This window comes from Acinetobacter sp. MF4640 (genome assembly GCF_002018895.1).
Taxonomy (GTDB): domain Bacteria; phylum Pseudomonadota; class Gammaproteobacteria; order Pseudomonadales; family Moraxellaceae; genus Acinetobacter; species Acinetobacter johnsonii.
This window is the reverse complement of sequence record NZ_MVOM01000033.1, coordinates 22,301-43,843: the sequence shown is the minus strand read 5'-3', so window position 1 is coordinate 43,843 and position 21,543 is coordinate 22,301. Positions and strand designations below refer to the sequence as shown.

Sequence of the window (21,543 nt, the reverse complement as noted above, 5' to 3'; positions counted from 1 at the left end):
TTGCTGGAACAGTCTAAAATGTTTGTTTTGCCTGAAAGAAGATCAAGGCAATGCCCTAGAGTCGTCAAAATAAAGCCTCAAAAGTACCCAAGAAAATGCCAGTCAATTTCTTAACTGACTGGCATTACTCCGAAGAGTGGTTTTTTTCGCTTATTGGATGCGCATCCCTAAAATGGCTGGTGTGCCTTGTCGGATGATTCCAACGCGGGCAACCTGACCTTTTTTCAACTCAGACGCCGCTTGGACAAAATCATTGGTGTCTTTTACGACTTTATTATTAATGTGAGTGACCACATCACCAGCCGCCATACCTGACTGTGCTGCTGCACCGCCACGTTTCACTTCTTGAATTAACACACCACCTTTCACATTGAGCTGTGACAATTCAGCAGGTGCTAAATTTCGGATAGCAATACCTAACACAGGCCCTTTACTTTGTGTAACTGTATCTGATTTTGCAGGTGTATCATCTGGTGCTGTGGTTAATGTTGCCGATATATTACGCTTTTTATCATCACGCAGTACTTCAAGCTGTACCGTTTGATTTGGCATGGTACGATTTAAATAGTTCAACAACTCAGAGGTACGTGAAATCGGCGTTCCGTTGAATTTTAAAATAATATCGCCTGCTTTTAGTCCCGCTTTCTGCGCAGGTGAATTCGGCTGAACATTGGTAATCAATGAACCTTCAGGTTTTGGCAAATTATAAGACTCTGCCAAATTGCGGTCTAGATCTTGTAGATTAAAGCCTAAATAAGAACGGGTCACTTTGCCGGTTTTCTTAAGTTGGTCAGCAATATCCATTGCGACATCAATTGGAATCGAGAAAGACAGCCCCATATAACCGCCCGTACCACTGAAGATACGCGAGTTCACCCCAACCACTTCACCCTGTTGGTTGAATAACGGACCGCCTGAGTTTCCTGGGTTGAGAGCCACATCGGTTTGAATGAAGGGTACCGATGTCTCCCCCATCATATTGCGCATTTTCGCACTCACGATTCCTGCCGAAGCCGAGTAATCAAAACCAAACGGTGAACCTATCGCAAGCACAGGTTCACCTACACGCAATTGATCAACATTGCCAGCACGGAGTGATGGAAAATTCGTACCATTCACCTTAAGCAGGGCCACATCCGTTCGTTCATCACTACCTACTACAGTTGCATCCAGTTCACGACGGTCATTAAACATAATCGTGACTTTCGATGCATCTTCTACGACGTGGTGGTTTGTCAGTAAATACCCATCTTTACTAATAAAAAATGCGCTGCCATAAGCCGTTTTTTCTTGCGGCGCTTGCTGCTGCGGAATAATGACTTGATTACCAAAAAAACGCTTCAAAATCTCAGGTATTTGCTGCTGCAGTAACTCTTCTTGAGTCATCTTTTTAACCACATTGACACTCACTACCGCAGGGCTAACTTGCTCAACTAAGTTTGAGAAATCAACAGGTGCTGCTTGTGTTTGCACCGCAGCCATTGTGCATGCAACAGCAAAAAAACCAGTTTGTATCGCGCGACTTTTCATATCAAGTATTGACCTATATGTTTGTTATCAATTTATGTATTAGCGTTTTTAGCATAATCTTTGTCTATCTTGGGTAATAATATGTTCTATTATGTTTGTATAAACAAGAGCTTAAAATTTGCTTAAAAAATACGTTCTTTATTTATATTTCCCATCAATTGTAGAGATTTTACCCTTGCCTTTTCGTGAAAAAAGCGCTGTCATTAGCGAACTTTTTCCAAATTAGCTGATGGACATGTCTAATTTAAACACAACACATCATTTTGATGTGATTATTGTGGGAAGTGGCGGTGCAGGCCTGAGCTTGGCCTTATCGTTGCCTCAACATTTCAATATTGCTGTTCTTGCAAAATCAAACCTGACCGATGCAAGTACCTTCTATGCACAAGGTGGCGTTGCCGCTGTTTTAGATGAAACGGATTCCATCGAACAGCACATTGATGACACCATGATTGCGGGCGCTCACTTGTGTGAGACCGAAGCCGTAAAGCAAACCGTTGAAGGCGGTAAACCTTCTGTTGATTTTCTACTGAAACACGGCGTGCAGTTTACCCTTGATGATCAAGAGCAATTGCATCTAACACGTGAAGGTGGACATTCTCAACGCCGTATTATTCATGCCGCAGATGCTACAGGTCGTGCCATTTCAACCACCTTAGTTGAGCGTGCGATTGAAAAAGACAACATCACCATTTTTGAGAATTACATCGCTATCGATTTAATTACCTCTCAAAAACTGGGCTTGGAAGAACAAAATCGTGCATTAGGACTCTATGCACTCGATGAAAAGACTGAAAAAGTACATACCTTTTTAGCCCCTTTTACCGCGCTGGCGTGTGGCGGTGCCATGAAAGCCTATCTGTATACCTCGAACCCAGACATTGCAACGGGCGATGGTATTGCCATGGCGTTTCGTGCGGGTTGCCGCGTGGCCAATATGGAATTTAACCAATTCCACCCAACCTGTTTATACCACCCGCAAGCACGCTCTTTCCTCATTACTGAAGCAATGCGTGGTGAAGGTGCTTATTTACGTTTACCCGATGGCGAACGCTTTATGTTGCGCTTTGATGAACGCGCAGAACTGGCTCCACGTGACATTGTGGCGCGAGCTATTGACTATGAAATCAAACGCTTAGGAATTCGTCACGTATGGCTCGACATTAGCCATAAGCCCGAAAGTTTCATTAAAGAACATTTTCCGACCTTGTACGCACGCTTACTCGAACTCGGCATCGACATTACCAAGGAAATGATTCCTGTTGTTCCTGCTGCGCACTATACCTGTGGCGGTGTAGTGGTTGATGAACACAGTCAAACTGACATTACAGGTCTCTATGCGATTGGGGAAACCTCATATACTGGCTTGCATGGCGCCAACCGTATGGCCAGCAACTCACTGTTAGAGTGTTTTGTGTATGGCATGAGTGCAGCAGAGCACATCGAAAAAAGTTTTGATTCAAATTACCAATCCCCAACTGCTCCGTCTTGGGATGACTCACAAGTGATGAATCCTGATGAAGATGTGGTGATTTTGCAGAACTGGGATGAACTCCGTCAAACCATGTGGAACTACGTCGGCATTGTGCGTACTACGAAACGTCTTGAACGTGCGCTACACCGCATTGAAATGTTGAAGCGAGAAATTACCGAGTATTACCAAGATTACCAAGTCAGCAAAAATCTGATCGAACTGCGTAATTTGGTTTTAGTCTCTGAAATGATCGTGCGTTGTGCTATGGAGCGTAAAGAATCGCGCGGTCTACACTACACTTTAGATTACCCTGAACTGTCGAATGAACTGCGTAAAACCGTACTCACCCCTTTAAATTTTAAAGTTGAAACCCCTTTAGTGAATAACTAATTTAAAAAAAGCCTGATTCGTCAGGCTTTTTTATGCGATCATTATTTTAAGATTTGGGTGGAATAGAATAAGTTCCCACCACATGTGCAATGGGTTCATCCTTACCCACTGAATACAACCACACATCCCCAACCACCAATGCTTTGCCAACTTTCATTAACTTACATTCACCGCGGATATTTGTAGATGCTGCGGGTTTACTTAGAAAGTTGACCGATAAATTGGTGGTCACGGTTAAACCGACCAGCCCAATTTCCCCTAAAATAGCGATATACAATGCATAGTCTGCAAGGGTCATCATGGTTGGGCCTGATACCGTTCCACCCGGTCTCAAATCGCGCTCATCGACGTGATACACAACTGTTGCTGCGCGCTTAGTGACAGATTCGATACGACATTTTTCTAAACTTTGCGGAAATTCCTTTTCTAAAAAAGCCACAATCTCAGTTAAGTTACTTTTCATTTTTTCTTCAACATACAGTCCTTTGTCACTGACTATAAAAGAAAAATGCATTTCACTACAGTCTGAAATAACATTTCAGGCATATTTTTAGTTTAAATATTGCAGCGCTTGTGCAAAAACCTGCTCTGGTGACTGGGTCGCATCCAAGCGTTTGACCCGCTCAGGATATTGTTCCCATAACTGCTGATAACCTGCTCTGACTTTTTCAAAGAACGTGACTTTTTCTTGTTCAAAACGGTCCAAAGCTCCTCTTTCCCGCGCACGAGACATGCCTGTCTCAATCGGGGCATCGAGCCAAAATGTAATATCAGGCATATGGCTGACAAAGTTCTCATTCAGCAGTTGCAGCTTCGACTGGCTTAAACCACGTCCTGCACATTGGTAAGCAAAGCTGGCATCGGTAAAACGGTCACACAATACGGTTTTATGTTTCGTTAAAGCAGGCACGATCACTTGTTGTAAGTGCTGTGCACGAGCCGCGTACATCAGCAGCAGTTCGGTATCATTCGACATCGACTCTTCATGATTGACTGACAATAATAGCGAGCGAATTTGCTCAGCCATTGGTGTACCACCTGGCTCACGCGTTAAAACAACCTGCTGACCTTGTTGTTCTAGATGCTCATAAATTTTGCGAATCAGTGTGGTTTTACCGACACCTTCTGTGCCCTCAAAACTAATAAACATCTATTCATCCTTCTTGGTTTTTAAAACGCTGAGATATTCTTTTACAGCTTGGTTGTGCTGCTCTAAAGTCTCACTAAATGTGTGCCCACCATTGCCCGTTGCAACAAAGTAGATGTTTTTACTGCTGTCTGGATGCATAGTGGCTTCAATGGCTTTTTTACTTGGCAAAGCAATTGGTGTAGGAGGTAAACCATTGATGGTATAAGTATTATAGGCTGTTGGGGTCCGCAAGTCTTGACGGGTAATGTTGCCTGTGTATTTATCGCCCATACCATAGATCACCGTTGGGTCCGTTTGCAAACGCATGCCAAGTTGAAGGCGACGCGCAAACACACCCGAAACTTGCTCCAGTTCACGGTCAACATTGGTTTCTTTTTCAATGATAGAGGCCATGATCAAGGCTTCGTATTTGTCTTTATACGGCAAATTTGCCGCACGGTTTACCCACGCTTCATCTAAAGCTTTCATTTGGCGTTTGTATAAATCCGTTAAGATTTTTTTGTCTGACTCCCCTTTGGCGAAGAAGTAAGTATCGGGGGCAAAAAGTCCTTCAGCATGCGTATACGGAATATCTAATGCTTTTAAAAGCTGATCCATGGGTAAATTGGAGACTTCCTTTTTAACCAATGCATCCTTTTTCAATGCCTCGATCAGCTGTTTAAAGGTCGTCCCTTCAATCACCAATATACGATTCATCTCGGCATTATCGACATTGGAAATCATATCCAAAACTTGGCGAATACTCATACCTTCACGCACTTCATAAACACCGGCTTTCAACGTGTCATGAATAAATATTTTTTGATAGAGCTTTAAAATAATGGGAAAACTAGCCATGTCTTCTTTGGCTAAGCGGTCAATAAAACCGGAATAGGTATCGCCAGAGTTAATTGCCAATAACTGCTTTTTACCTTCGACAGGATAGGATTTAAATAAACTCGACCACAGTACAATCATCAATAAAACAATGATGCTCACAGCAATCAATAACAACCCTTTCACTTTGCGTTGGGGTGGTTGAGCTTTCTTTTTCGATTTGGTTTTGGCTGCGGACATACTACTACATCTGATTAAGTTGAAGACGATGGAACAAATCTATACACGGCTGAACATCTAAGTGCTGATGATTCAAACTTTTGGCTATTTTCATAGGACTCAAGGCATTGCAGAAAAATAAACTTTGAAAGCGTGGAATTTCTTCCATATCAATCATTCTCAGCTCACAGCTCATCCCTTGTTGCTGCATCCGTGCCAATATTTCGGCACGCATGACACCATGTACGCCATTATAACGAAGTTCGGGACTAATCCATCGATCATTTAGCAGAATGAAACAATTACTGCTCACACCTTCAACGACAGAACCTTGCACATCTGTGACCAAAGCTTCCAACCAACCGTGCTGTTCTGCTTCATGCTTGAGCAAGACTTGCTCTAAACGGTTTAAACTTTTTACCCCCACCATTTGCGGCATATTCAGCCCAATCGCATGTTGCAGTACCCCTGAACCAATTTCACTGTATGTGAAAGCCTCTGATGCTTGCGGATAGAAAAATACCCAAACGTCAGCAGGATGTGCTGGCAAACTATAACCGCGCTGCCCTTCACCCCGACTAATAATAATTTTCAGCGTTCCGTTTAAGTGTGCATAGGTTTGTTTTAATTGCACGATGCTGCGCTGAATAAAGGCTAAATCTGCTGACAACAACAGTCTTTCACAGGCCAATTTCAAGCGTGCTATGTGTAGAGACTCTAGCTCAATCACACCATCACGGATACGCGCTGTACTAAAACAACCATCTCCATAGTGAAATGCACGATCTAATAATTCTATTTGTTTGATTTCCTGTGCATTTTTATAGCAATGCATGCCAATCTACCCTGAAATAATTTTCTGCTTTAGTTTAATGAATTCTAAGCAGAACTCTTTTTCTTTTTTATTCATATAAAATTCATTTTTTATTATTTTTTTAGCAATAAGACTCGCAGTATTCTTTCCTCATGTTTAAGAACGTTTAAAATTTGAGGTCTCACATGAGCTTATCTAAGTTAAAAATTGGGGTACTAGCAGCGCTAGTTTCAGTCACATCTTTTGGTGTTGCAGCAAAAGATTTCCTTAACGTGTCGTATGATCCAACACGCGAACTGTATGAAGATGTCAACAAACAGTTTGGCGCTTATTGGAAACAACGCACAGGACAAGACATTAACTTCAAACAGTCTCACGGCGGCTCGGGTAAACAAGCCCGTTCGGTCATTGATGGTTTAGGTGCAGATGTTGTGACACTTGCTCTTGCAGCAGATATCGATGTAATTGCTGAAAAAGCAAAACTTTTACCGACCAACTGGCAAAAGAAATTACCCAATAACTCGACACCATATACTTCGACTATTGTATTCCTCGTCCGTAAAGGTAACCCACAAGGCATTAAAGACTGGGGCGACCTCATTAAGCCGGGTGTTGGCATTATTACACCAAATCCAAAAACATCAGGTGGTGCACGCTGGAACTACTTAGCAGCTTGGGCTTGGGCAAAACATCAACCTGCAGGTAACGATACAAAAGCACAAGAATTCGTGCGTAAAATTTATAAAAATACCAAAGTGCTGGATTCAGGTGCACGTGGTGCAACCACAACTTTTGCTGAACGCGGTATCGGTGATGTTCTCTTAGCATGGGAAAACGAAGCGCACTTAGCAATTCGTGAACAACCGGGTAAATTTGAAATCGTGACGCCTTCCTTATCTATTTTGGCAGAACCACCTGTTGCCATTGTTGAAAAAAATGCGGAAAAAGACGGCAATCTGAATCTGGCGAAAGCATATCTCAACTATTTGTATTCACCTGCTGGACAGGAAATTGCGGCGAAAAACTTCTATCGCCCACGTAATGCAACTGTCTTGAAAAAATATGCAGCCACATTCAAACCGTTGAAGTTGGTGACCATTGATAAAGAATTTGGTGGTTGGAGCAAGGTACAAAAACAGCACTTTGAAAATGGTGGTGTATTTGACCAAATTGTGAAAGCCAATACGACGAAATAAAATCGAGTCCAGTAAAAAGCTATAAGGGAGCATCGACATGATTCATACTGTAATTGTACCGGGCGTGGGTGGAAGTGAACATGACCACTGGCAATCGTGGTTACAACGTCAGCTCAAGTCATGCTCTCGTGTCCAGCAGCAGGATTGGAATAAACCTGTACTCCACGAGTGGATTGAACAATTTGTCAAAACAGTTCAATCCATTCAGGAACCGATTCAAATTGTGGCGCATAGCTTTGGCTGTTTAACGACAGTCGCGGCTTTAGCACAGCATCCTGAACTAAATCAAAAAATCAAAAATTTAGTTCTGGTTGCACCAGCTAACCCTGCTCGCTTTGGTGATGCTGGTTTTGCTCGTGAGAGCCAAAACGACTATCAACAGTATTTCCACCAACTCAAGCTACAAGTTCCCACCCAAATGATCATCAGTGAAAATGATCCTTGGCTCAATTTTCAAGATGCGCTGCAACTGGCAAAAGCATGGAAAATTAGACCTAAGAACTTGGGGCAAGTCGGACATATTAATGTGGCGTCAGGTTTTGGGCCATTCCCTGAAATTTATGATTTTTTGATTTCAGAAAATGTGCTAAAAAACATTAGTTTTTACAATGAAAGCAAGTATTTATTTAAATTTGCAATTTAAACGCTGCAAATGATACTTGTGCCGAAATTCAGTTTTATTTGAGCTGACTCTTTTTAGGTCAGCTTTCTCTCTTTGAGGAGTAATCATGTCGCAGCGATCCCGAGTGCTGCCAGGATTTGGTCTTTCTCTAGGCTTTACCCTAGCATATTTGTCATTAATCGTTCTTATTCCATTGTCCGCTGTTTTTATTAAATCTTTAGGCATTGGTTGGGATGGTTTATGGGAAATTTTAAGTTCAGAACGTATTTTAAAATCTTTGCAGCTCAGTTTTAGTACAGCCCTGATCGCCGCGTTTATTAATGTGGTTTTTGGTCTACTTCTAGCATGGTGTTTAGTTCGTTACCGTTTTCCGGGTAAACGCATTGTAGATGCCTTGGTCGACTTACCATTTGCCTTACCCACCGCTGTTGCAGGTATTGCACTCACTTCGCTTTATGCCCCTACAGGTTGGATCGGTCAGTATCTTGAGCCTTTAGGAATTCAAGTGGCCTATACCCCAATTGGTATTACATTGGCACTGATTTTTATTGGTATTCCTTTTGTAGTGCGGACTGTGCAACCTGTTCTCAGTGACTTGGAAACAGAGTTAGAAGAAGCAGCATCAGCATTAGGTGCCAACCGTTTACAGATTGTGACCAAAGTGATTTTGCCGATTTTATTTCCAGCACTCATCACCGGTTTTGCACTTGCCTTTGCTCGTGGCGTCGGTGAATACGGTTCAGTGATCTTTATTGCAGGGAACCAACCGTTTAAAACAGAAATTGCGCCGCTCATGATTATTTCACGCTTAGAAGAATATGACTATGCGGGTGCAACCACGATTGCAGTCGTCATGTTGGTGCTGTCTTTTGCCATTTTATTCCTGATTAACTTGTTACAAGCATGGGCAAGCCGTCGTACAGGGAGAACAGCACGATGAATATCAACAGTAATGCGCTTGCTGAAAAGTTACAATCGCGTGATGCAACACGTGAGCCAACTTGGGTTCGCTACACCCTGATTACGATTGCTCTACTGTTCTTTTTAAGCTGTTTGATCTTACCGCTGATTTTGGTGTTCGTTGAGGCCTTTAAACAAGGGGTTGGCGTCTATGCACAAGCCTTGGTTCATCCAGACACTCTCTCCGCAGTCAAACTCACTTTATTAACCGCGGTGATTGCAGTCCCACTGAATGTCGTATTTGGTGTTGCAGCCGCTTGGTGTGTGGCCAAATTTAACTTTCGTGGTAAATCCATCTTAACCACAATTATTGATATGCCATTTTCAGTATCCCCTGTTATTGCTGGTTTAATGCTGGTGCTGATTTTTGGTACGCAAGGTTGGTTCGGTAGTTGGCTTATGGATAACGACATCAAAATTTTGTATGCCGTTCCTGCCATTGTATTAGCAACAATCTTTATTACTGTTCCTTTTGTTGCACGTGAACTTATTCCTCTCATGGAAGCCCAAGGAACTGAAGAAGAAGAAGCTGCGATTGTACTCGGTGCATCAGGCTGGCAAACCTTCTGGAAAGTAACCCTACCTAACATCAAATGGGGTCTGATTTACGGCGTCATTCTGTGTAATGCACGTGCAATGGGTGAATTTGGTGCGGTATCGGTCGTTTCAGGTCATATTCGTGGTGAAACCAATACCTTACCTCTGCATGTCGAGATTCTCTATAACGAATATACCTTCAGTGCGGCTTTTGCTGTGTCTTCACTCTTGGCGCTTTTAGCGATTGTGACCCTTGTGTTAAAAACATGGGTTGAGATTCGCCAAGAAAAGCAAAACAAACATAATGATTCAACAGTTTAAAGGAATGACCTCATGAGTATTCAAGTTAAAAATATTGAAAAACACTTTGGTGCGTTCCATGCGCTGAATAACATTTCTCTCGATTTTCCTGATGGTCAATTGGTTGCATTACTTGGCCCATCAGGCTGTGGTAAAACCACCCTGCTTCGTATTATTGCGGGACTTGAGTCCGCAGATGGCGGTCAAGTCATCTTGGAAGGTGAAGATGCAACCAATGTACACGTACGTGAACGTGAAGTTGGTTTTGTATTTCAGCACTATGCCTTGTTTCGCCATATGACTGTATTTGACAATATCGCCTTTGGTCTCCGCGTTCGCCCACGTGCAACACGCCCATCTGAAGCTGAAATTAAAAAACGTGTCACACGTTTGCTGGACTTAGTCCAATTGGGGTTCTTGGCAGATCGTTACCCAGCTCAACTTTCTGGCGGTCAGCGTCAACGTATTGCACTGGCACGTGCTTTGGCGGTTGAACCACGCGTACTGTTACTAGATGAGCCTTTTGGTGCTTTGGATGCAAAAGTACGTAAAGAGCTCCGTCGTTGGTTACGTACTTTGCATGATGAACTTCATATCACCTCAATCTTTGTAACGCATGACCAAGAAGAAGCTTTAGAGGTCGCGGATCAAATCATTGTGATGAATAAAGGGAACGTCGAGCAAATTGGATCACCCCGCGAGGTTTATGAAAAGCCTGCAACGCCGTTTGTGTTTGACTTCTTAGGTCAAGCAAACCGTTTCGAAGGTCAAAATAACGCAGGGACGATCCAAATTGGTGAAGACCGCATTCAATTAGATTCTTTACGTAATGCACCTTCGGGCGACGTGATTGCCTTTGCCCGTCCAGATGAATTAAGAATCCATGCACAGCCGCAAGACAATGCCATCCAAGCAACGTTCGTTCGAGAATTATGGATCGCGGGTAAAGTGGTTGCAGAGCTCCACGATCGTCAAGGCAAACTGATTGAAATCTCACTGACTTCTGAAGAAGCAAAATTACACCAATTTAGACCTAATCAAACGGTATGGTTAAGCCCATCAAACTTGCATTTATTTGCAAAACCTGCGGCTTAAGATCAATTGAATGGGGCATGTTGAATGCCTCATTCATCATAAAAGAGATCCAAAACTATGAACTTTCAACAACTCAGAATTATTCGAGAAACGGTGAGACAAAACTTCAACCTCACCGAAGCCTCTGCTGCACTATATACCTCTCAGTCAGGCGTCAGTAAGCACATCAAAGACCTAGAAGATGAATTAGGCGTACAGCTTTTTATTCGTAAAGGGAAACGCTTACTCGGTTTAACTGAACCAGGTCAAGCACTACTGGGCATTGTTGAACGCATGTTGGTCGACGCGGACAATATTAAACGTCTTGCAGATGATTTTAACCGTGTCGATGAAGGCACTTTGACGATTGCGACTACACATACGCAAGCGCGTTATGTGCTACCGCCGATTGTCAATCAATTCAAAAAAGAGTTTCCAAAGGTTCATCTTATTTTGCAACAAGCCAGTCCTGTTGAAATTACCGAAATGCTTCTACAAGGTGAAGCGGACATTGGTATCGCAACTGAATCACTGACCACAGAAGATAATCTGGCTAGCGTGCCGTTCTATAATTGGCAACACAGTATTATTACCCCAAAAAATCATCCACTGGCAAGCAAACAAAATATTAGTATTGCAGACTTGGCGGAATATCCACTGATTACCTATCACGGCGGTTTCACAGGCCGTTCAAAAATTGACAAAGCTTTTGAAGATGCAGGTGTGGATGTTGACATCGTAATGTCTGCTTTAGATGCCGACGTGATTAAAACCTATGTTGAACTCAATATGGGCGTCGGTATTGTCAATAATGTGGCCTATGACGTTGAACGTGACTATCGTTTAAAACAAATTCCAACTGATATTTTTGGTCTCAATACAACATGGATTGCAGTGCGTAAAGGTCACCTCCTACGTGGCTATGGCTATGAATTTATCTCGTTGTGCTCACCAGATGCAGACATTAAAGCGCTTAAAAGAGTAGCTTATCCTGAAGAATAAAACAGCAATACATAAGAGAGTCTAGGCTCTCTTTTTTGATCTTTAGCAAAACTCTTGCTTATTCTATACACCTAGAAATAATCAAAATAATGATTTTAATTCATAAGAAAAATGAATAAAATATAATCAACAATAAAAAACTTAATTTGATTTTAAAAACGATTCTATAATTTAGACCAAGGACGAAACATGAAATTTCACATTTTTGTCGGATTGCTGTATGTCCTGCCGCTAAGTTATGCCTCTGCTGCAGCTTTAGAAAGCAGCAATCAATCCATTCAAGCTTTCTTTGAAAAAGGTAATTATGCGGAAGTCGCTTTGCTACACGTGGATACCAATATTTCAGGTCAGGTCCAGCATCAACAAAATATTGCGGAATTAGGCGTTCAAGATTTTTCAACAGGCAATTTAGTCAATCATCAACAATTCATCCAAGCTGCATTAAAATTACAACCACATCCACAAATTTCTGTGGCGTTATTATTTGACCAACCTTATTTTGCTGATGTGGATTATCACTATAGTCCTATTCTTTCAGGTGAACCCTTACCTATAGAAAACGCAGATATTAAGTTTGACTCAAGAAATATTACAGCGCTCATTGGCTATCAACCCACACAACATTGGAACCTCTTTACAGGTCTGAGTTACCAGTCATTTTCAGGTGATCTGAAAATTGGTACACAAGTTGACTATACCTTTTTTGATTATCACGCGCATTTTCCCAAAGACCATGCGTGGGGTTGGTTAGCAGGTGTAAGCTACCAAATTCCTGAATATGCATTTAATACAGCAATTACCTATCGCGCTAAAATCAAACACAGGACCAATGCAAGCGAAAGTTTTTGGGGATTTCCTTTAGAGATTGCACCACAACAAGCAACGGAAATTCAGACCCCAGAATCGGTGAATTTAGATTTTTACACAGGTTTACCTGCGCAAAATTTTCTGTATGGATCATTGCGATGGGTCAATTGGCAAGATTTTAAAATTCAGCCCACTCAATTTGCTGCAATTCTGCAATCTGAAGGACTAGGTAATCAGTTCAACCTGATTGATTACCAAAAGAATCAATGGTCGACCCGTTTGGGGGTTGTCCATCAATGGTCATCCAAATGGATCACTGCGGTGGAAGGATTGTGGGATTCTGGTGCAGGTAATCCAGCCTCAAGCTTAAACCCTGTAGACGGCTATATTGGTGTTGGTACGGGTGCGGTTTATCACTTCAACCCCAAAACTTTTATGATTGCGGGTCTGCATTATTTGCACTTTACTAAGCCAGACACGGTACAGCCACATTCATTAATCACTCAAATTTCAAGTTTTTCTTCACTCGAACAACGTGAGGCTTGGGTTTATCACTTGAAATTAGCACACCGCTTTTAAGACACAAAAAACGAGCCGAAGCTCGTTTTTTGGTTTAGCTCAAGCTAATAGATATTACCAGTGGTAACTTACACCCAATTTTGCAACTGGCATCCATTCGTATTTGTCATCATTGGCAATTTTTTGTTCTTCCGCACGCACAGACTGTGAAATACTTGGAGAACCAGCAACTGCATTAGATAAATTACCATATTCACTTAAATTAACAGTCGGATTGCCTGTATAGAATGCACCAACTTCACCAAATACACCCCAGTTATTGTTAATCTTTGGAGCAAAACCCAAACCTAGATATGGAGCAATGTCATTTTCATAAGCGAGTTTACCTTTCACCCCACCTAAACCTGTGTATGCAACATCATTTACATGAATAGTACCTTGCGCATTTTTATTTTGCTTATCTAAGCCGTATTCATTGTCAATATAGCCAACACCTGCTGCAACATAAACGGCTTGCGCCCATTTACTTGGACTAGCACCCCATGGACGAATTTCAGCGTTCAAATAGGTCAAGTTATTGTCCATATCCATATCGTACTTAGTACCATTAATAGATAGGTCATCAGACCATGAAATGTCGCCACCGTTGTAACCTAACGCTAAACCCACATATGGGTTAGCCGTCCACAACAAAGCACCGCCATAACCAGTTGTACCGACTTCAGCACGAACACCAGTAGGAATTAATTTATTTTGGTCAAAAGCATAACCATCTTTTACGACTGCATCATCAGCAAAAGCTGTACCTGCGACTGCTGACATTGCTGCTGCAATTGCAACTAAACGTAATGATTTCATGTTTTTTCTCCTCCAATTAAAGATTTTTTTACATCATTTACAATTTTTTGATGAGCCCATCATAAAACACCTCTTGACTGTTTTTTATTCTAAATTTAGGTTGTTTTTGTTATTTTTTGATACATTTTATACTTTCTTGTTGTTTTAAATCACAATTCTTTACTTAATCCTCCAGTTAAACCAGCCCTAAAAGCCTTATATCCAATCATTCATTATTATTTCCGATCCTATGCTGTTTTTTCATCTATTCTCTGCACAATATAGTGTAAAATCAGGAAAATTTTTTTTCTGGAAGGAAGATCATGTCTCAGCTTTCAACAATTATTGAACAAGCGTTTGAAGACCGTGCGAATTTTACAGCAGAGGACTGTCCTGCTGAAATTCGTGCAGCAGTTGAGGAAGTCATTGCTGGTTTAGATAACGGGACATTACGTGTTGCTGAAAAAATTGATGGTGAGTGGGTTGTTCATCAATGGGTGAAAAAAGCTGTGCTTTTATCATTCAAACTAAATGACAACAAACCAATTGAGTCATGTGACCTTCAATTCTACGATAAAGTAGATACCAAATTTACAGGTTGGACTGAAGAACAGTTTAAAGCGGCTGGCGTACGTGTTGTTCCTCCTGCGGTTGCACGTAAAGGTTCTTTCCAAGCGAAAAACGTGGTGTTAATGCCTTCTTATGTAAACATTGGTGCATATGTTGACGAAGGCACCATGGTTGACACATGGGCAACTGTTGGTTCATGTGCTCAAATTGGTAAAAACGTTCACTTATCTGGTGGTGTAGGAATTGGTGGTGTTCTTGAGCCACTTCAAGCAAACCCAACGATTATTGAAGACAACTGCTTCATCGGTGCACGTTCTGAAATCGTAGAAGGCGTGATCGTAGAAGAAGGTTCTGTAATTTCTATGGGCGTGTTCATTGGTCAATCGACTAAGATTTTTGACCGTGCAACTGGCGAAATTCACTACGGCCGTGTACCAGCAGGTTCTGTTGTAGTTGCAGGTAGCTTACCTTCTAAATGTGGTACTTATAGCCTGTATGCTGCAATCATCGTAAAAAAAGTAGATGCACAAACACGTTCTAAAACGAGCTTGAACGATTTACTACGCGACGAATAATTTTTAGTTGTCGTGCGGAACTAAAGTTCCTCATCTCTACGGTTAAGACTAGCCGTAGAGATTTTTGTTTTTCTAACCTGTGGTTTAATTTTGCTATGAATACGCTTCGATCTTCTGCTATCCCTGTTTCTGATCCTTCTGCGGGTCTACGTATCACGGAGATCTTTTATTCTTTGCAAGGAGAAGCCAACACCTCAGGACTGCCAACAGTTTTTATTCGTTTAACGGGTTGTCCACTACGTTGTACATACTGCGATACGACCTACTCGTTTGAAGGTGGCGAACGCCAATCTTTAGATCAGATTATTCAAACCACGCTTGATTTTAAAACCCCTTATGTCTGCGTGACAGGTGGTGAACCTCTTGCACAGCCCAATGCGTTGCCTTTAATGCAACGTCTTGCTGACCTCGGCTGTGCAGTCTCTTTAGAAACCAGTGGCGCTTTAGATGTGTCTAAGGTTGACCCACGTGTTTCAAAAGTATTAGATTTGAAGACTCCAACTTCAGGTGAAGTTGCACGAAATTTGCTTTCGAATCTCGACCATTTAACACAGCACGACCAAATCAAGTTTGTTATTTGTAACCGTGAGGATTATGAGTGGTCAAAACAGCAAGTTGAAGACTATAAACTCAATGAAAAAGTCAGCACAGTATGGTTCTCTCCTGCTTTTGCCGTTGAGAAAGGTGCTGCTCGTTTACCTCAACTTGCACGTGACTTAGCGCAATGGATATTAGAAGACCATCTCCCTGTTTGCTTCCAACTCCAACTCCACAAGTTGCTTTGGAATGACGAAACTGGTCGCTAATACATTGCCTATTCATCTTTAATTTATATTTGGAGAAATTTGTATGCGCCCTCGTGCCATAGTTTTGTTATCTGGCGGTTTAGACTCAACAACTTGTTTAGCATGGGCGCAAGCACAGTATGACTGTAAAGCGCTCAGCTTTATGTATGGTCAACGCTCAACCACTGAGCTCGATGCCGCACGCGAACTGACAAAAAAAGCAGGCGTAGAACATCGTGTCATTAATATCGACTTAGGTAATTTGGGCGGTTCTGCATTAACAGACCATAGCATTGATGTTCCAGATCATGAACAAGTCGGTATTCCTGTAACTTATGTTCCAGCACGTAACACGATTTTCTTATCTTATGCCCTAGCAGCAGCAGAAGTTTTAGATGCCGAAGCCATTGTGATTGGTATTAATGCTGTTGATTATTCAGGGTATCCTGACTGTCGACCTGAATTTGTTGAGGCATTTGCCAACATGGCTCGCCTTGCAACCAAGGTTGGCGTTGAAGGAAAACCTCTTAAATTTGAAACACCTCTGTTACATTTATCCAAAGCAAATATTATTCGCTTAGGTATAGAACATGGCGTAGACTATAGTCAAACGGTGTCTTGCTACCAAGCAGATGACCAAGGACGTGCTTGTGGGAAATGCGACAGCTGCCGTCTTCGTAAAGAAGGTTTTGCAGATGCTGGCGTAACAGACCCAACGCGTTATATACCGTAACGACAAGGTACAGTTTATGAAAAATTTAAAATCAAACATTTTGCTTTCTACATTGGTGTCTGCAGCTGCATTGTTCGCTACAGCTTCAAATGCTGCTGAATCGAACAAATTACAAGAAGCGTATAAAAGCAGCAATGTAAAATCGGCATTAATTAATGTTTGTAAAGAAGAAACTGCAAAAAGCAAAAAGCTTAGCGCAGCAGAAGTAAGCAAATACTGTACTTGTGCAGTTGAAGCTGATGGTAAGTTGACCAATGCACAAAAATGGGAAATCCAAAGTGCGATCAACCAAAAGAAAAGCCCGTCTACTTTAGCTTTTGTACAAAAGCAAAATAACGACTTACAAACATGTTTCGGTCCACAGTTAACAGGTAAATTAAAATCTTTAACTGAAGAGGCAATGAAAGCTGCTCCGAAAAAATAATTCACAGAATGTGAATGAGAAGCCTGCTCTATGCAGGCTTTTTTATATGTTCAAAATAGATAGAACCTAAGAATATGCTCACCGAATGGAATACACGTGCCCAAAATCGCAAATTTGTTGCGTCATATAGTGGTGGAAAAGACAGCAGCCTTGCTTTATACCAAGCGATGCAAATAGGTGAACCTGTTGCGTTGATTGTCATGTTAGAAGAGCAAGGTCTGAAGTCACGCTCACATGGGATGTCTCTCGATATTATTCATGCGCAGGCCAAAGCAATTGGACTTCCCATCTACAGTGCCTCTGCGACATGGCAAGACTATGAAAACCAGTTCATTCAACTGTTACGAAAAGCTCAAGCTCTTGGAGCAGAAAGCTTAGTCACAGGTGATATTGATTTAATGGCACACGCTGAATGGAATCAATCCGTTTGTGATAAAAGTAAGCTCAGTTTATGTATGCCGCTGTGGCAACGTCCACGTTTAGACATTGTGCATGAGTTTATTCGACTTGGATTTCAAAGCATCATCGTTACGGTCAACTTAAACTTAGGCATGACAGTTGAAGACTTAGGTCAAGTGCTTAGTCTTGAATATGTCAATGAACTGGTTGCAAGAGGTATTGACCCTTGTGGTGAAGCGGGTGAATTCCACACTACGGTGATTGATGGCCCAATTTTCAAACATCCACTTTCAGTCGTTAAAGGTGATATTCTGTATCACGAAAATTATGCCTTTTTACCACTTGAATTAGAACAACGCGATATTTAAGGATAGAACATGACTGATACCATCCAACTTCCAAATCAGAACTTTCCAGCCACAACGGGTGAAGTGAACTTAACTGAAGTGCCGACTGAGTGGCTGATTGTGTATTTTTACCCGAAAGATTCAACGCCTGGTTGCACAACTCAAGCCGTTGGTTTTTCATGTTTAAAAGATCAGTTCGATGCCCTACAAACCACAATCATTGGTGTTTCACGTGACTCGGTTAAAGCGCACCAGAATTTTACAGAAAAGCAGGCTTTAACCATTAATTTAATTAGCGACAAAGAAGAAGTACTGTGTAAACACTTTGATGTGATTAAAGAAAAAAATATGTATGGTAAAAAAGTGATGGGTATTGAGCGCTCAACTTTTATTTTCCATAACGGTAAGTTGGTTAAAGAGTATCGTAAGGTAAAAGCTGCGGGACATGCTGAACAAGTTTTAGAAGACTTAAAAGCATTACAAGCTTAATGCATATAAGCCCGCAGATGCGGGCTTTGTTTTTTTGTGATTTTTTAATTTATAGTTTTTTTGCACACGCTTTTATTTCACAAGCAGTGAAATGGCGATTCCCCACATCACCAGAGCAATGATCGCATCTAGCACATTCCACGCTTTCGGATTTGCAAAAATAGGGATAAGCACACGAGCCCCATAGCCCAAAGCAAAGAAAAACAACCAAGACGCACACACTGCTCCTAGAGCAAAGTACGCAGGTTGCTCAAACTGTGTTGAAATTGAACCCAGTAAAATAACCGTATCTAAATACACATGCGGATTAAGCCAAGTCAGCGCCAAACACAGCAAAACAATATTCATTAGATGATGCTTTTCAATGGAACTTGCCTCCAAGCCCTGCTGTGATTTGAATGCCCGCAGTGCATGTTGGAATCCATAACAAAACAGGAAAAGCGCCCCTGCCCATTTGGAAAACTGAATAATTTCAGGATAGTGCTGAAGCACTTTTGAAAAACCAGAAACGCCCAAGACAATTAGAATCGAATCCGACAATGCACAGACAAAACATACCCAAAAAACAAACTGCTTTTTGAGCCCCTGTTTAAGCACGAATGCATTTTGAGCCCCAATAGCAATAATGAGGCTCATCCCGACTGCAAGCCCTTGTACATATGTACTTAACATTTTTGACTTTTCAACTTAATTGATGATGTCAGGATTATCTTTCATTTTTAATTAAATTAAGTATTATTTAGAAAATATCAATATAACTAAAATATTTTTAATTTAAAGTGAGTCCAGATATGCTGAATCATAAACAGTGCGATGCATTTTTAGCTGTGGCAGAAACAGGAAGTTTTGACCTTGCTGCTGAACAGCTATGCATTACTGCTTCAGCCGTCACTTTACGCGTACAAAGCTTAGAAAAAAGCTTGGGGCATTTATTAATTGTGCGGGAAAGACCCTGCCGACCCACACAGTCAGGTCAATCACTGCTGCATTATTTGCAACATAGCCGACTGTTAGAGCAAAGTTTCTTTCAGAACCTCACGGGTCATATGAACACCTCTGCTTTTTATCAAATCAACATTGCAACCAATGCCGACTCCTTAGCGACATGGCTGTTGCCCTTGCTACAGTCGACATTAATTGAAAAAAAGATCGTGGTGCATTTTCAGGTCGATGACCAATCGCAAACCCACCACTTACTTGAAGCCGGTTTGGTGAATGCCTGCGTGACAGATGAATCCCAAGCCATGAAGGGCTGCGTAGCGGAATACATTGGCGATATGAACTATCGTTTTGTCGCCACGCCAACTTTTGTGCAGCAATGGTTTAAACAAGGTGTCAACCGAGAGTCTCTACGTACAGCTCCTGCACTGATCTTTAATGCAAAAGACCAACTCCACACCGCGTATATCCAACAAAAGTTTGGCCTCAATCCAACTCAATATCCACATCACTTTATTCCATCTTCCAGTGCATTTTTTGATGCGGTTACGATGGGACTCGGCTACGGTTGGTTGCCCTATTATCAAGCCAAACCGCGTTTGCAGGATGGCTCATTGGTTGAGGTAGATCCTCAACTCAATATTGATTTACCTTTGTATTGGCATCATTGGAAACAGCAGTCGATGCAGTTAAATCTGCTAACAGATCTCTTGATTGAACAGGCTCACGCAGTGATGAATTAATAAAGCCCTGAATGTAGGTCTTTAAGATATGAAGCCTCTATTGCACTTTCCACTGCCCTGACAGTTGAATATTCACTTTTTCGCCTACACCTCCAATGGCTTTTTTCATGCCAAAGTCACTTTGGTTAATCACGGCAGAGGACTGAACATCCAGTAGATTGGCATTATTGGCACTCGGTTTTAGTGTGGTGCTAAAGCTAACTGGCTTGGTAATGCCGCGAAGTGTTAAGTTTCCGACAATATTATATTGACCACCACCCAAGTCTTTAAAACTGGTGCTTTTAAAATTAGCGCTTTTGTACTTAGATGCATAAAACAAATCTTCACCCAAAATGATATTTTTCAGTGAAGGTTTGCTCAAGCTTAGGCTATTTACATCCATGGCAACGTTCGTTGAAGCATGCTGTGGTGCTTTGGCATCAAACTGCATGCTGGATTGCACCCGATTAAACTTAGCTCTTACAACGGTTACACCCAAGGATTTAATTTCAAAACCTACATTACTCTGAGGCGTCAATGTCCATGACTGGGCCTGCACTTGAGTGCTGAATGCAAATGTAACACCTGCAATCAGCAAAGCATTTTTAATGACCGCATAACGTGCAATCTGTTTCGTCTGTTGTTTTCTATCCATGGAACTCGATCCTCGTCGAAATATTTTTATTCGACTGAGAACCTTAGTCTAAATTGGATAAGTCCTGAGTTAAAAATTTGTGTTGTAACTGTTTATATATTTCACTTTGTTGGAATTTATGTAAAAAATCACTGGTTCCCAATGGAAACGCCTGCTCTAAAATTTCCCCACGATAATAAGCTTCACGAACAGGTGTTGCAGACATCGCATCTTGTAGGCTATCAAGCTCAACCATTTGCCACTCAGGAAAAAGCTGTAAATAATACGAGGAATCATCTTTAAAATGGCCAATCAGTCCAACCTTCGCCTCAGGTGTGACTACATGATTCACTAATTTTTTTACCAATTGCACCCATTTAACATCATTATAAACATCAATTACATGTACAAAGTGAATCCGTTTTTGATGTGCTTCTGAAAAGTTCGATAAAATCATTTCTTCACGTTCAGATGCTAAAAATGGATTTTTCGTATTTCGTTCATTTTGCGCAGAGCCTAAAGCCAAAATGACATTTTCACTTTGCTCTAAAGCAATCTTAATGGTTTGCATATGCGCCAAGTGAAATGGCTGGAAGCGACCAATGAATACGAGATAATCAAATGTATATGGCATAAATATTTTACTTTTTTATGAACTGGTCAGTTGTGTCGATCATAA

The 21,543-nt window shown here is 41.5% G+C and carries 24 protein-coding genes; 15 read left to right on the top strand and 9 right to left on the bottom strand.

The features are described 5' to 3' along the window. Nucleotides 1-150 precede the first annotated feature (150 nt). Nucleotides 151-1,530 carry a Do family serine endopeptidase gene (locus MF4640_RS11970; RefSeq protein WP_004980546.1) on the bottom strand — a complete coding sequence of 460 codons (1,380 nt, stop codon included), beginning with the start codon at nucleotides 1,528-1,530 and terminating at the stop codon, nucleotides 151-153. 229 nt (nucleotides 1,531-1,759) lie between these two features. Here MF4640_RS11970 and nadB point away from each other — a divergent pair, with 229 nt between their 5' ends. Next, nucleotides 1,760-3,394 (top strand): L-aspartate oxidase, encoded by a 1,635-nt coding sequence (gene nadB / locus MF4640_RS11965; RefSeq protein ID WP_017397087.1) that lies wholly within the window; start codon nucleotides 1,760-1,762, stop codon nucleotides 3,392-3,394. Nucleotides 3,395-3,440: 46 nt separating this feature from the next. On the opposite strand, the gene MF4640_RS11960 is transcribed toward nadB, so the two are convergent. The 4 genes from MF4640_RS11960 to pabC form a co-directional block, all read right to left on the bottom strand. Further along, nucleotides 3,441-3,857: a PaaI family thioesterase gene (locus tag MF4640_RS11960; RefSeq protein ID WP_078389716.1), complete on the bottom strand. Its 417-nt coding sequence runs from the start codon at nucleotides 3,855-3,857 to the stop codon at nucleotides 3,441-3,443. An 87-nt stretch (nucleotides 3,858-3,944) separates the two neighbouring features. Next, nucleotides 3,945-4,544: a dTMP kinase gene (gene tmk / locus MF4640_RS11955; protein WP_005399695.1), complete on the bottom strand. Its 600-nt coding sequence runs from the start codon at nucleotides 4,542-4,544 to the stop codon at nucleotides 3,945-3,947. Continuing rightward, nucleotides 4,545-5,600, bottom strand: a complete 1,056-nt coding sequence (gene mltG, locus MF4640_RS11950) for an endolytic transglycosylase MltG (protein ID WP_078389715.1) — start codon at nucleotides 5,598-5,600, stop codon at nucleotides 4,545-4,547. It abuts the gene before it with no gap. Nucleotides 5,601-5,604: 4 nt separating this feature from the next. Then, complete coding sequence (pabC, locus tag MF4640_RS11945; RefSeq protein WP_078389714.1) at nucleotides 5,605-6,414, bottom strand: aminodeoxychorismate lyase; 810 nt, start codon at nucleotides 6,412-6,414, stop codon at nucleotides 5,605-5,607. A 164-nt stretch (nucleotides 6,415-6,578) separates the two neighbouring features. Between pabC and MF4640_RS11940 the strand changes: the two genes are divergently transcribed. The 7 genes from MF4640_RS11940 to MF4640_RS11910 all read left to right on the top strand — a co-directional run bounded on the left by MF4640_RS11940 (nucleotide 6,579) and on the right by MF4640_RS11910 (nucleotide 13,470). Continuing rightward, complete coding sequence (locus tag MF4640_RS11940; protein WP_078389713.1) at nucleotides 6,579-7,589, top strand: sulfate ABC transporter substrate-binding protein; 1,011 nt, start codon at nucleotides 6,579-6,581, stop codon at nucleotides 7,587-7,589. Nucleotides 7,590-7,626: 37 nt separating this feature from the next. Continuing rightward, the gene (locus MF4640_RS11935) at nucleotides 7,627-8,232 is read left to right on the top strand and encodes an RBBP9/YdeN family alpha/beta hydrolase (protein WP_078389712.1); all 606 of its coding nucleotides are present in this window, start codon (nucleotides 7,627-7,629) and stop codon (nucleotides 8,230-8,232) included. An 85-nt stretch (nucleotides 8,233-8,317) separates the two neighbouring features. Continuing rightward, nucleotides 8,318-9,151, top strand: a complete 834-nt coding sequence (cysT, locus tag MF4640_RS11930; RefSeq protein WP_004693816.1) for a sulfate ABC transporter permease subunit CysT — start codon at nucleotides 8,318-8,320, stop codon at nucleotides 9,149-9,151. Continuing rightward, a complete protein-coding gene (cysW, locus tag MF4640_RS11925) occupies nucleotides 9,148-10,029 on the top strand; it encodes a sulfate ABC transporter permease subunit CysW (protein WP_004693818.1) in 882 nt (293 codons plus the stop codon). The genes cysT and cysW overlap by 4 nt, the downstream gene beginning before the upstream one ends. Nucleotides 10,030-10,041: 12 nt before the next feature. Then, entirely contained in the window at nucleotides 10,042-11,103 is a 1,062-nt protein-coding gene (locus MF4640_RS11920) for a sulfate/molybdate ABC transporter ATP-binding protein (RefSeq protein WP_004693820.1), read from the top strand. Between the two features lie 57 nt (nucleotides 11,104-11,160). Further along, a complete protein-coding gene (locus MF4640_RS11915) occupies nucleotides 11,161-12,084 on the top strand; it encodes a CysB family HTH-type transcriptional regulator (RefSeq protein WP_078389711.1) in 924 nt (307 codons plus the stop codon). Nucleotides 12,085-12,273: 189 nt separating this feature from the next. Then, nucleotides 12,274-13,470, top strand: a complete 1,197-nt coding sequence (locus MF4640_RS11910) for an outer membrane protein transport protein (protein WP_078389710.1) — start codon at nucleotides 12,274-12,276, stop codon at nucleotides 13,468-13,470. Between the two features lie 54 nt (nucleotides 13,471-13,524). On the opposite strand, the gene carO is transcribed toward MF4640_RS11910, so the two are convergent. Continuing rightward, nucleotides 13,525-14,268 carry an ornithine uptake porin CarO gene (gene carO, locus MF4640_RS11905; RefSeq protein WP_078389709.1) on the bottom strand — a complete coding sequence of 248 codons (744 nt, stop codon included), beginning with the start codon at nucleotides 14,266-14,268 and terminating at the stop codon, nucleotides 13,525-13,527. A 302-nt stretch (nucleotides 14,269-14,570) separates the two neighbouring features. Here carO and dapD point away from each other — a divergent pair, with 302 nt between their 5' ends. The 6 genes from dapD to MF4640_RS11875 all read left to right on the top strand — a co-directional run bounded on the left by dapD (nucleotide 14,571) and on the right by MF4640_RS11875 (nucleotide 18,569). Then, complete coding sequence (dapD, locus tag MF4640_RS11900; protein ID WP_078389708.1) at nucleotides 14,571-15,392, top strand: 2,3,4,5-tetrahydropyridine-2,6-dicarboxylate N-succinyltransferase; 822 nt, start codon at nucleotides 14,571-14,573, stop codon at nucleotides 15,390-15,392. 95 nt (nucleotides 15,393-15,487) lie between these two features. Further along, on the top strand, nucleotides 15,488-16,198 hold the full coding sequence (gene queE, locus MF4640_RS11895; RefSeq protein ID WP_004980577.1) for a 7-carboxy-7-deazaguanine synthase QueE: 711 nt from the start codon (nucleotides 15,488-15,490) through the stop codon (nucleotides 16,196-16,198). Between the two features lie 43 nt (nucleotides 16,199-16,241). Further along, nucleotides 16,242-16,910, top strand: coding sequence for a 7-cyano-7-deazaguanine synthase QueC (gene queC, locus MF4640_RS11890; RefSeq protein ID WP_078389707.1), 669 nt, complete (start codon nucleotides 16,242-16,244; stop codon nucleotides 16,908-16,910). A gap of 16 nt (nucleotides 16,911-16,926) precedes the next feature. Next, complete coding sequence (locus MF4640_RS11885) at nucleotides 16,927-17,334, top strand: hypothetical protein (RefSeq protein ID WP_004980581.1); 408 nt, start codon at nucleotides 16,927-16,929, stop codon at nucleotides 17,332-17,334. Nucleotides 17,335-17,408: 74 nt separating this feature from the next. After that, nucleotides 17,409-18,101: a diphthine--ammonia ligase gene (locus MF4640_RS11880; protein ID WP_078389706.1), complete on the top strand. Its 693-nt coding sequence runs from the start codon at nucleotides 17,409-17,411 to the stop codon at nucleotides 18,099-18,101. A 9-nt stretch (nucleotides 18,102-18,110) separates the two neighbouring features. After that, nucleotides 18,111-18,569 (top strand): peroxiredoxin, encoded by a 459-nt coding sequence (locus MF4640_RS11875; RefSeq protein WP_004693838.1) that lies wholly within the window; start codon nucleotides 18,111-18,113, stop codon nucleotides 18,567-18,569. 72 nt (nucleotides 18,570-18,641) lie between these two features. On the opposite strand, the gene MF4640_RS11870 is transcribed toward MF4640_RS11875, so the two are convergent. Next, on the bottom strand, nucleotides 18,642-19,241 hold the full coding sequence (locus tag MF4640_RS11870; RefSeq protein WP_078389705.1) for a LysE/ArgO family amino acid transporter: 600 nt from the start codon (nucleotides 19,239-19,241) through the stop codon (nucleotides 18,642-18,644). Between the two features lie 119 nt (nucleotides 19,242-19,360). Between MF4640_RS11870 and MF4640_RS11865 the strand changes: the two genes are divergently transcribed. Then, nucleotides 19,361-20,251, top strand: coding sequence for a LysR family transcriptional regulator ArgP (locus tag MF4640_RS11865; protein ID WP_078389704.1), 891 nt, complete (start codon nucleotides 19,361-19,363; stop codon nucleotides 20,249-20,251). Nucleotides 20,252-20,288: 37 nt separating this feature from the next. Here the strand turns inward: MF4640_RS11865 and MF4640_RS11860 are convergent, their stop codons facing one another. Further along, on the bottom strand, nucleotides 20,289-20,885 hold the full coding sequence (locus MF4640_RS11860; protein WP_078389703.1) for a YceI family protein: 597 nt from the start codon (nucleotides 20,883-20,885) through the stop codon (nucleotides 20,289-20,291). A 43-nt stretch (nucleotides 20,886-20,928) separates the two neighbouring features. After that, nucleotides 20,929-21,498: a nicotinate-nicotinamide nucleotide adenylyltransferase gene (locus MF4640_RS11855; RefSeq protein ID WP_004980593.1), complete on the bottom strand. Its 570-nt coding sequence runs from the start codon at nucleotides 21,496-21,498 to the stop codon at nucleotides 20,929-20,931. Nucleotides 21,499-21,543: the final 45 nt, after the last annotated feature.

Coding starts and splice junctions, on each gene's coding strand:
- MF4640_RS11940 (WP_078389713.1), top strand. CDS start 6,579: ATGAGCTTATCTAAGTTAAAAATTGGGGTACTAGCAGCGCTAGTTTCA.
- mltG (WP_078389715.1), bottom strand. CDS start 5,600: ATGTCCGCAGCCAAAACCAAATCGAAAAAGAAAGCTCAACCACCCCAA.
- MF4640_RS11970 (WP_004980546.1), bottom strand. CDS start 1,530: ATGAAAAGTCGCGCGATACAAACTGGTTTTTTTGCTGTTGCATGCACA.
- MF4640_RS11935 (WP_078389712.1), top strand. CDS start 7,627: ATGATTCATACTGTAATTGTACCGGGCGTGGGTGGAAGTGAACATGAC.
- cysT (WP_004693816.1), top strand. CDS start 8,318: ATGTCGCAGCGATCCCGAGTGCTGCCAGGATTTGGTCTTTCTCTAGGC.
- MF4640_RS11880 (WP_078389706.1), top strand. CDS start 17,409: ATGCTCACCGAATGGAATACACGTGCCCAAAATCGCAAATTTGTTGCG.
- queC (WP_078389707.1), top strand. CDS start 16,242: ATGCGCCCTCGTGCCATAGTTTTGTTATCTGGCGGTTTAGACTCAACA.
- nadB (WP_017397087.1), top strand. CDS start 1,760: ATGGACATGTCTAATTTAAACACAACACATCATTTTGATGTGATTATT.
- queE (WP_004980577.1), top strand. CDS start 15,488: ATGAATACGCTTCGATCTTCTGCTATCCCTGTTTCTGATCCTTCTGCG.
- tmk (WP_005399695.1), bottom strand. CDS start 4,544: ATGTTTATTAGTTTTGAGGGCACAGAAGGTGTCGGTAAAACCACACTG.
- MF4640_RS11865 (WP_078389704.1), top strand. CDS start 19,361: ATGCTGAATCATAAACAGTGCGATGCATTTTTAGCTGTGGCAGAAACA.
- MF4640_RS11910 (WP_078389710.1), top strand. CDS start 12,274: ATGAAATTTCACATTTTTGTCGGATTGCTGTATGTCCTGCCGCTAAGT.
- MF4640_RS11855 (WP_004980593.1), bottom strand. CDS start 21,498: ATGCCATATACATTTGATTATCTCGTATTCATTGGTCGCTTCCAGCCA.
- carO (WP_078389709.1), bottom strand. CDS start 14,268: ATGAAATCATTACGTTTAGTTGCAATTGCAGCAGCAATGTCAGCAGTC.
- MF4640_RS11885 (WP_004980581.1), top strand. CDS start 16,927: ATGAAAAATTTAAAATCAAACATTTTGCTTTCTACATTGGTGTCTGCA.
- MF4640_RS11960 (WP_078389716.1), bottom strand. CDS start 3,857: ATGAAAAGTAACTTAACTGAGATTGTGGCTTTTTTAGAAAAGGAATTT.
- MF4640_RS11875 (WP_004693838.1), top strand. CDS start 18,111: ATGACTGATACCATCCAACTTCCAAATCAGAACTTTCCAGCCACAACG.
- cysW (WP_004693818.1), top strand. CDS start 9,148: ATGAATATCAACAGTAATGCGCTTGCTGAAAAGTTACAATCGCGTGAT.
- pabC (WP_078389714.1), bottom strand. CDS start 6,414: ATGCATTGCTATAAAAATGCACAGGAAATCAAACAAATAGAATTATTA.
- MF4640_RS11860 (WP_078389703.1), bottom strand. CDS start 20,885: ATGGATAGAAAACAACAGACGAAACAGATTGCACGTTATGCGGTCATT.
- dapD (WP_078389708.1), top strand. CDS start 14,571: ATGTCTCAGCTTTCAACAATTATTGAACAAGCGTTTGAAGACCGTGCG.
- MF4640_RS11915 (WP_078389711.1), top strand. CDS start 11,161: ATGAACTTTCAACAACTCAGAATTATTCGAGAAACGGTGAGACAAAAC.
- MF4640_RS11920 (WP_004693820.1), top strand. CDS start 10,042: ATGAGTATTCAAGTTAAAAATATTGAAAAACACTTTGGTGCGTTCCAT.
- MF4640_RS11870 (WP_078389705.1), bottom strand. CDS start 19,241: ATGTTAAGTACATATGTACAAGGGCTTGCAGTCGGGATGAGCCTCATT.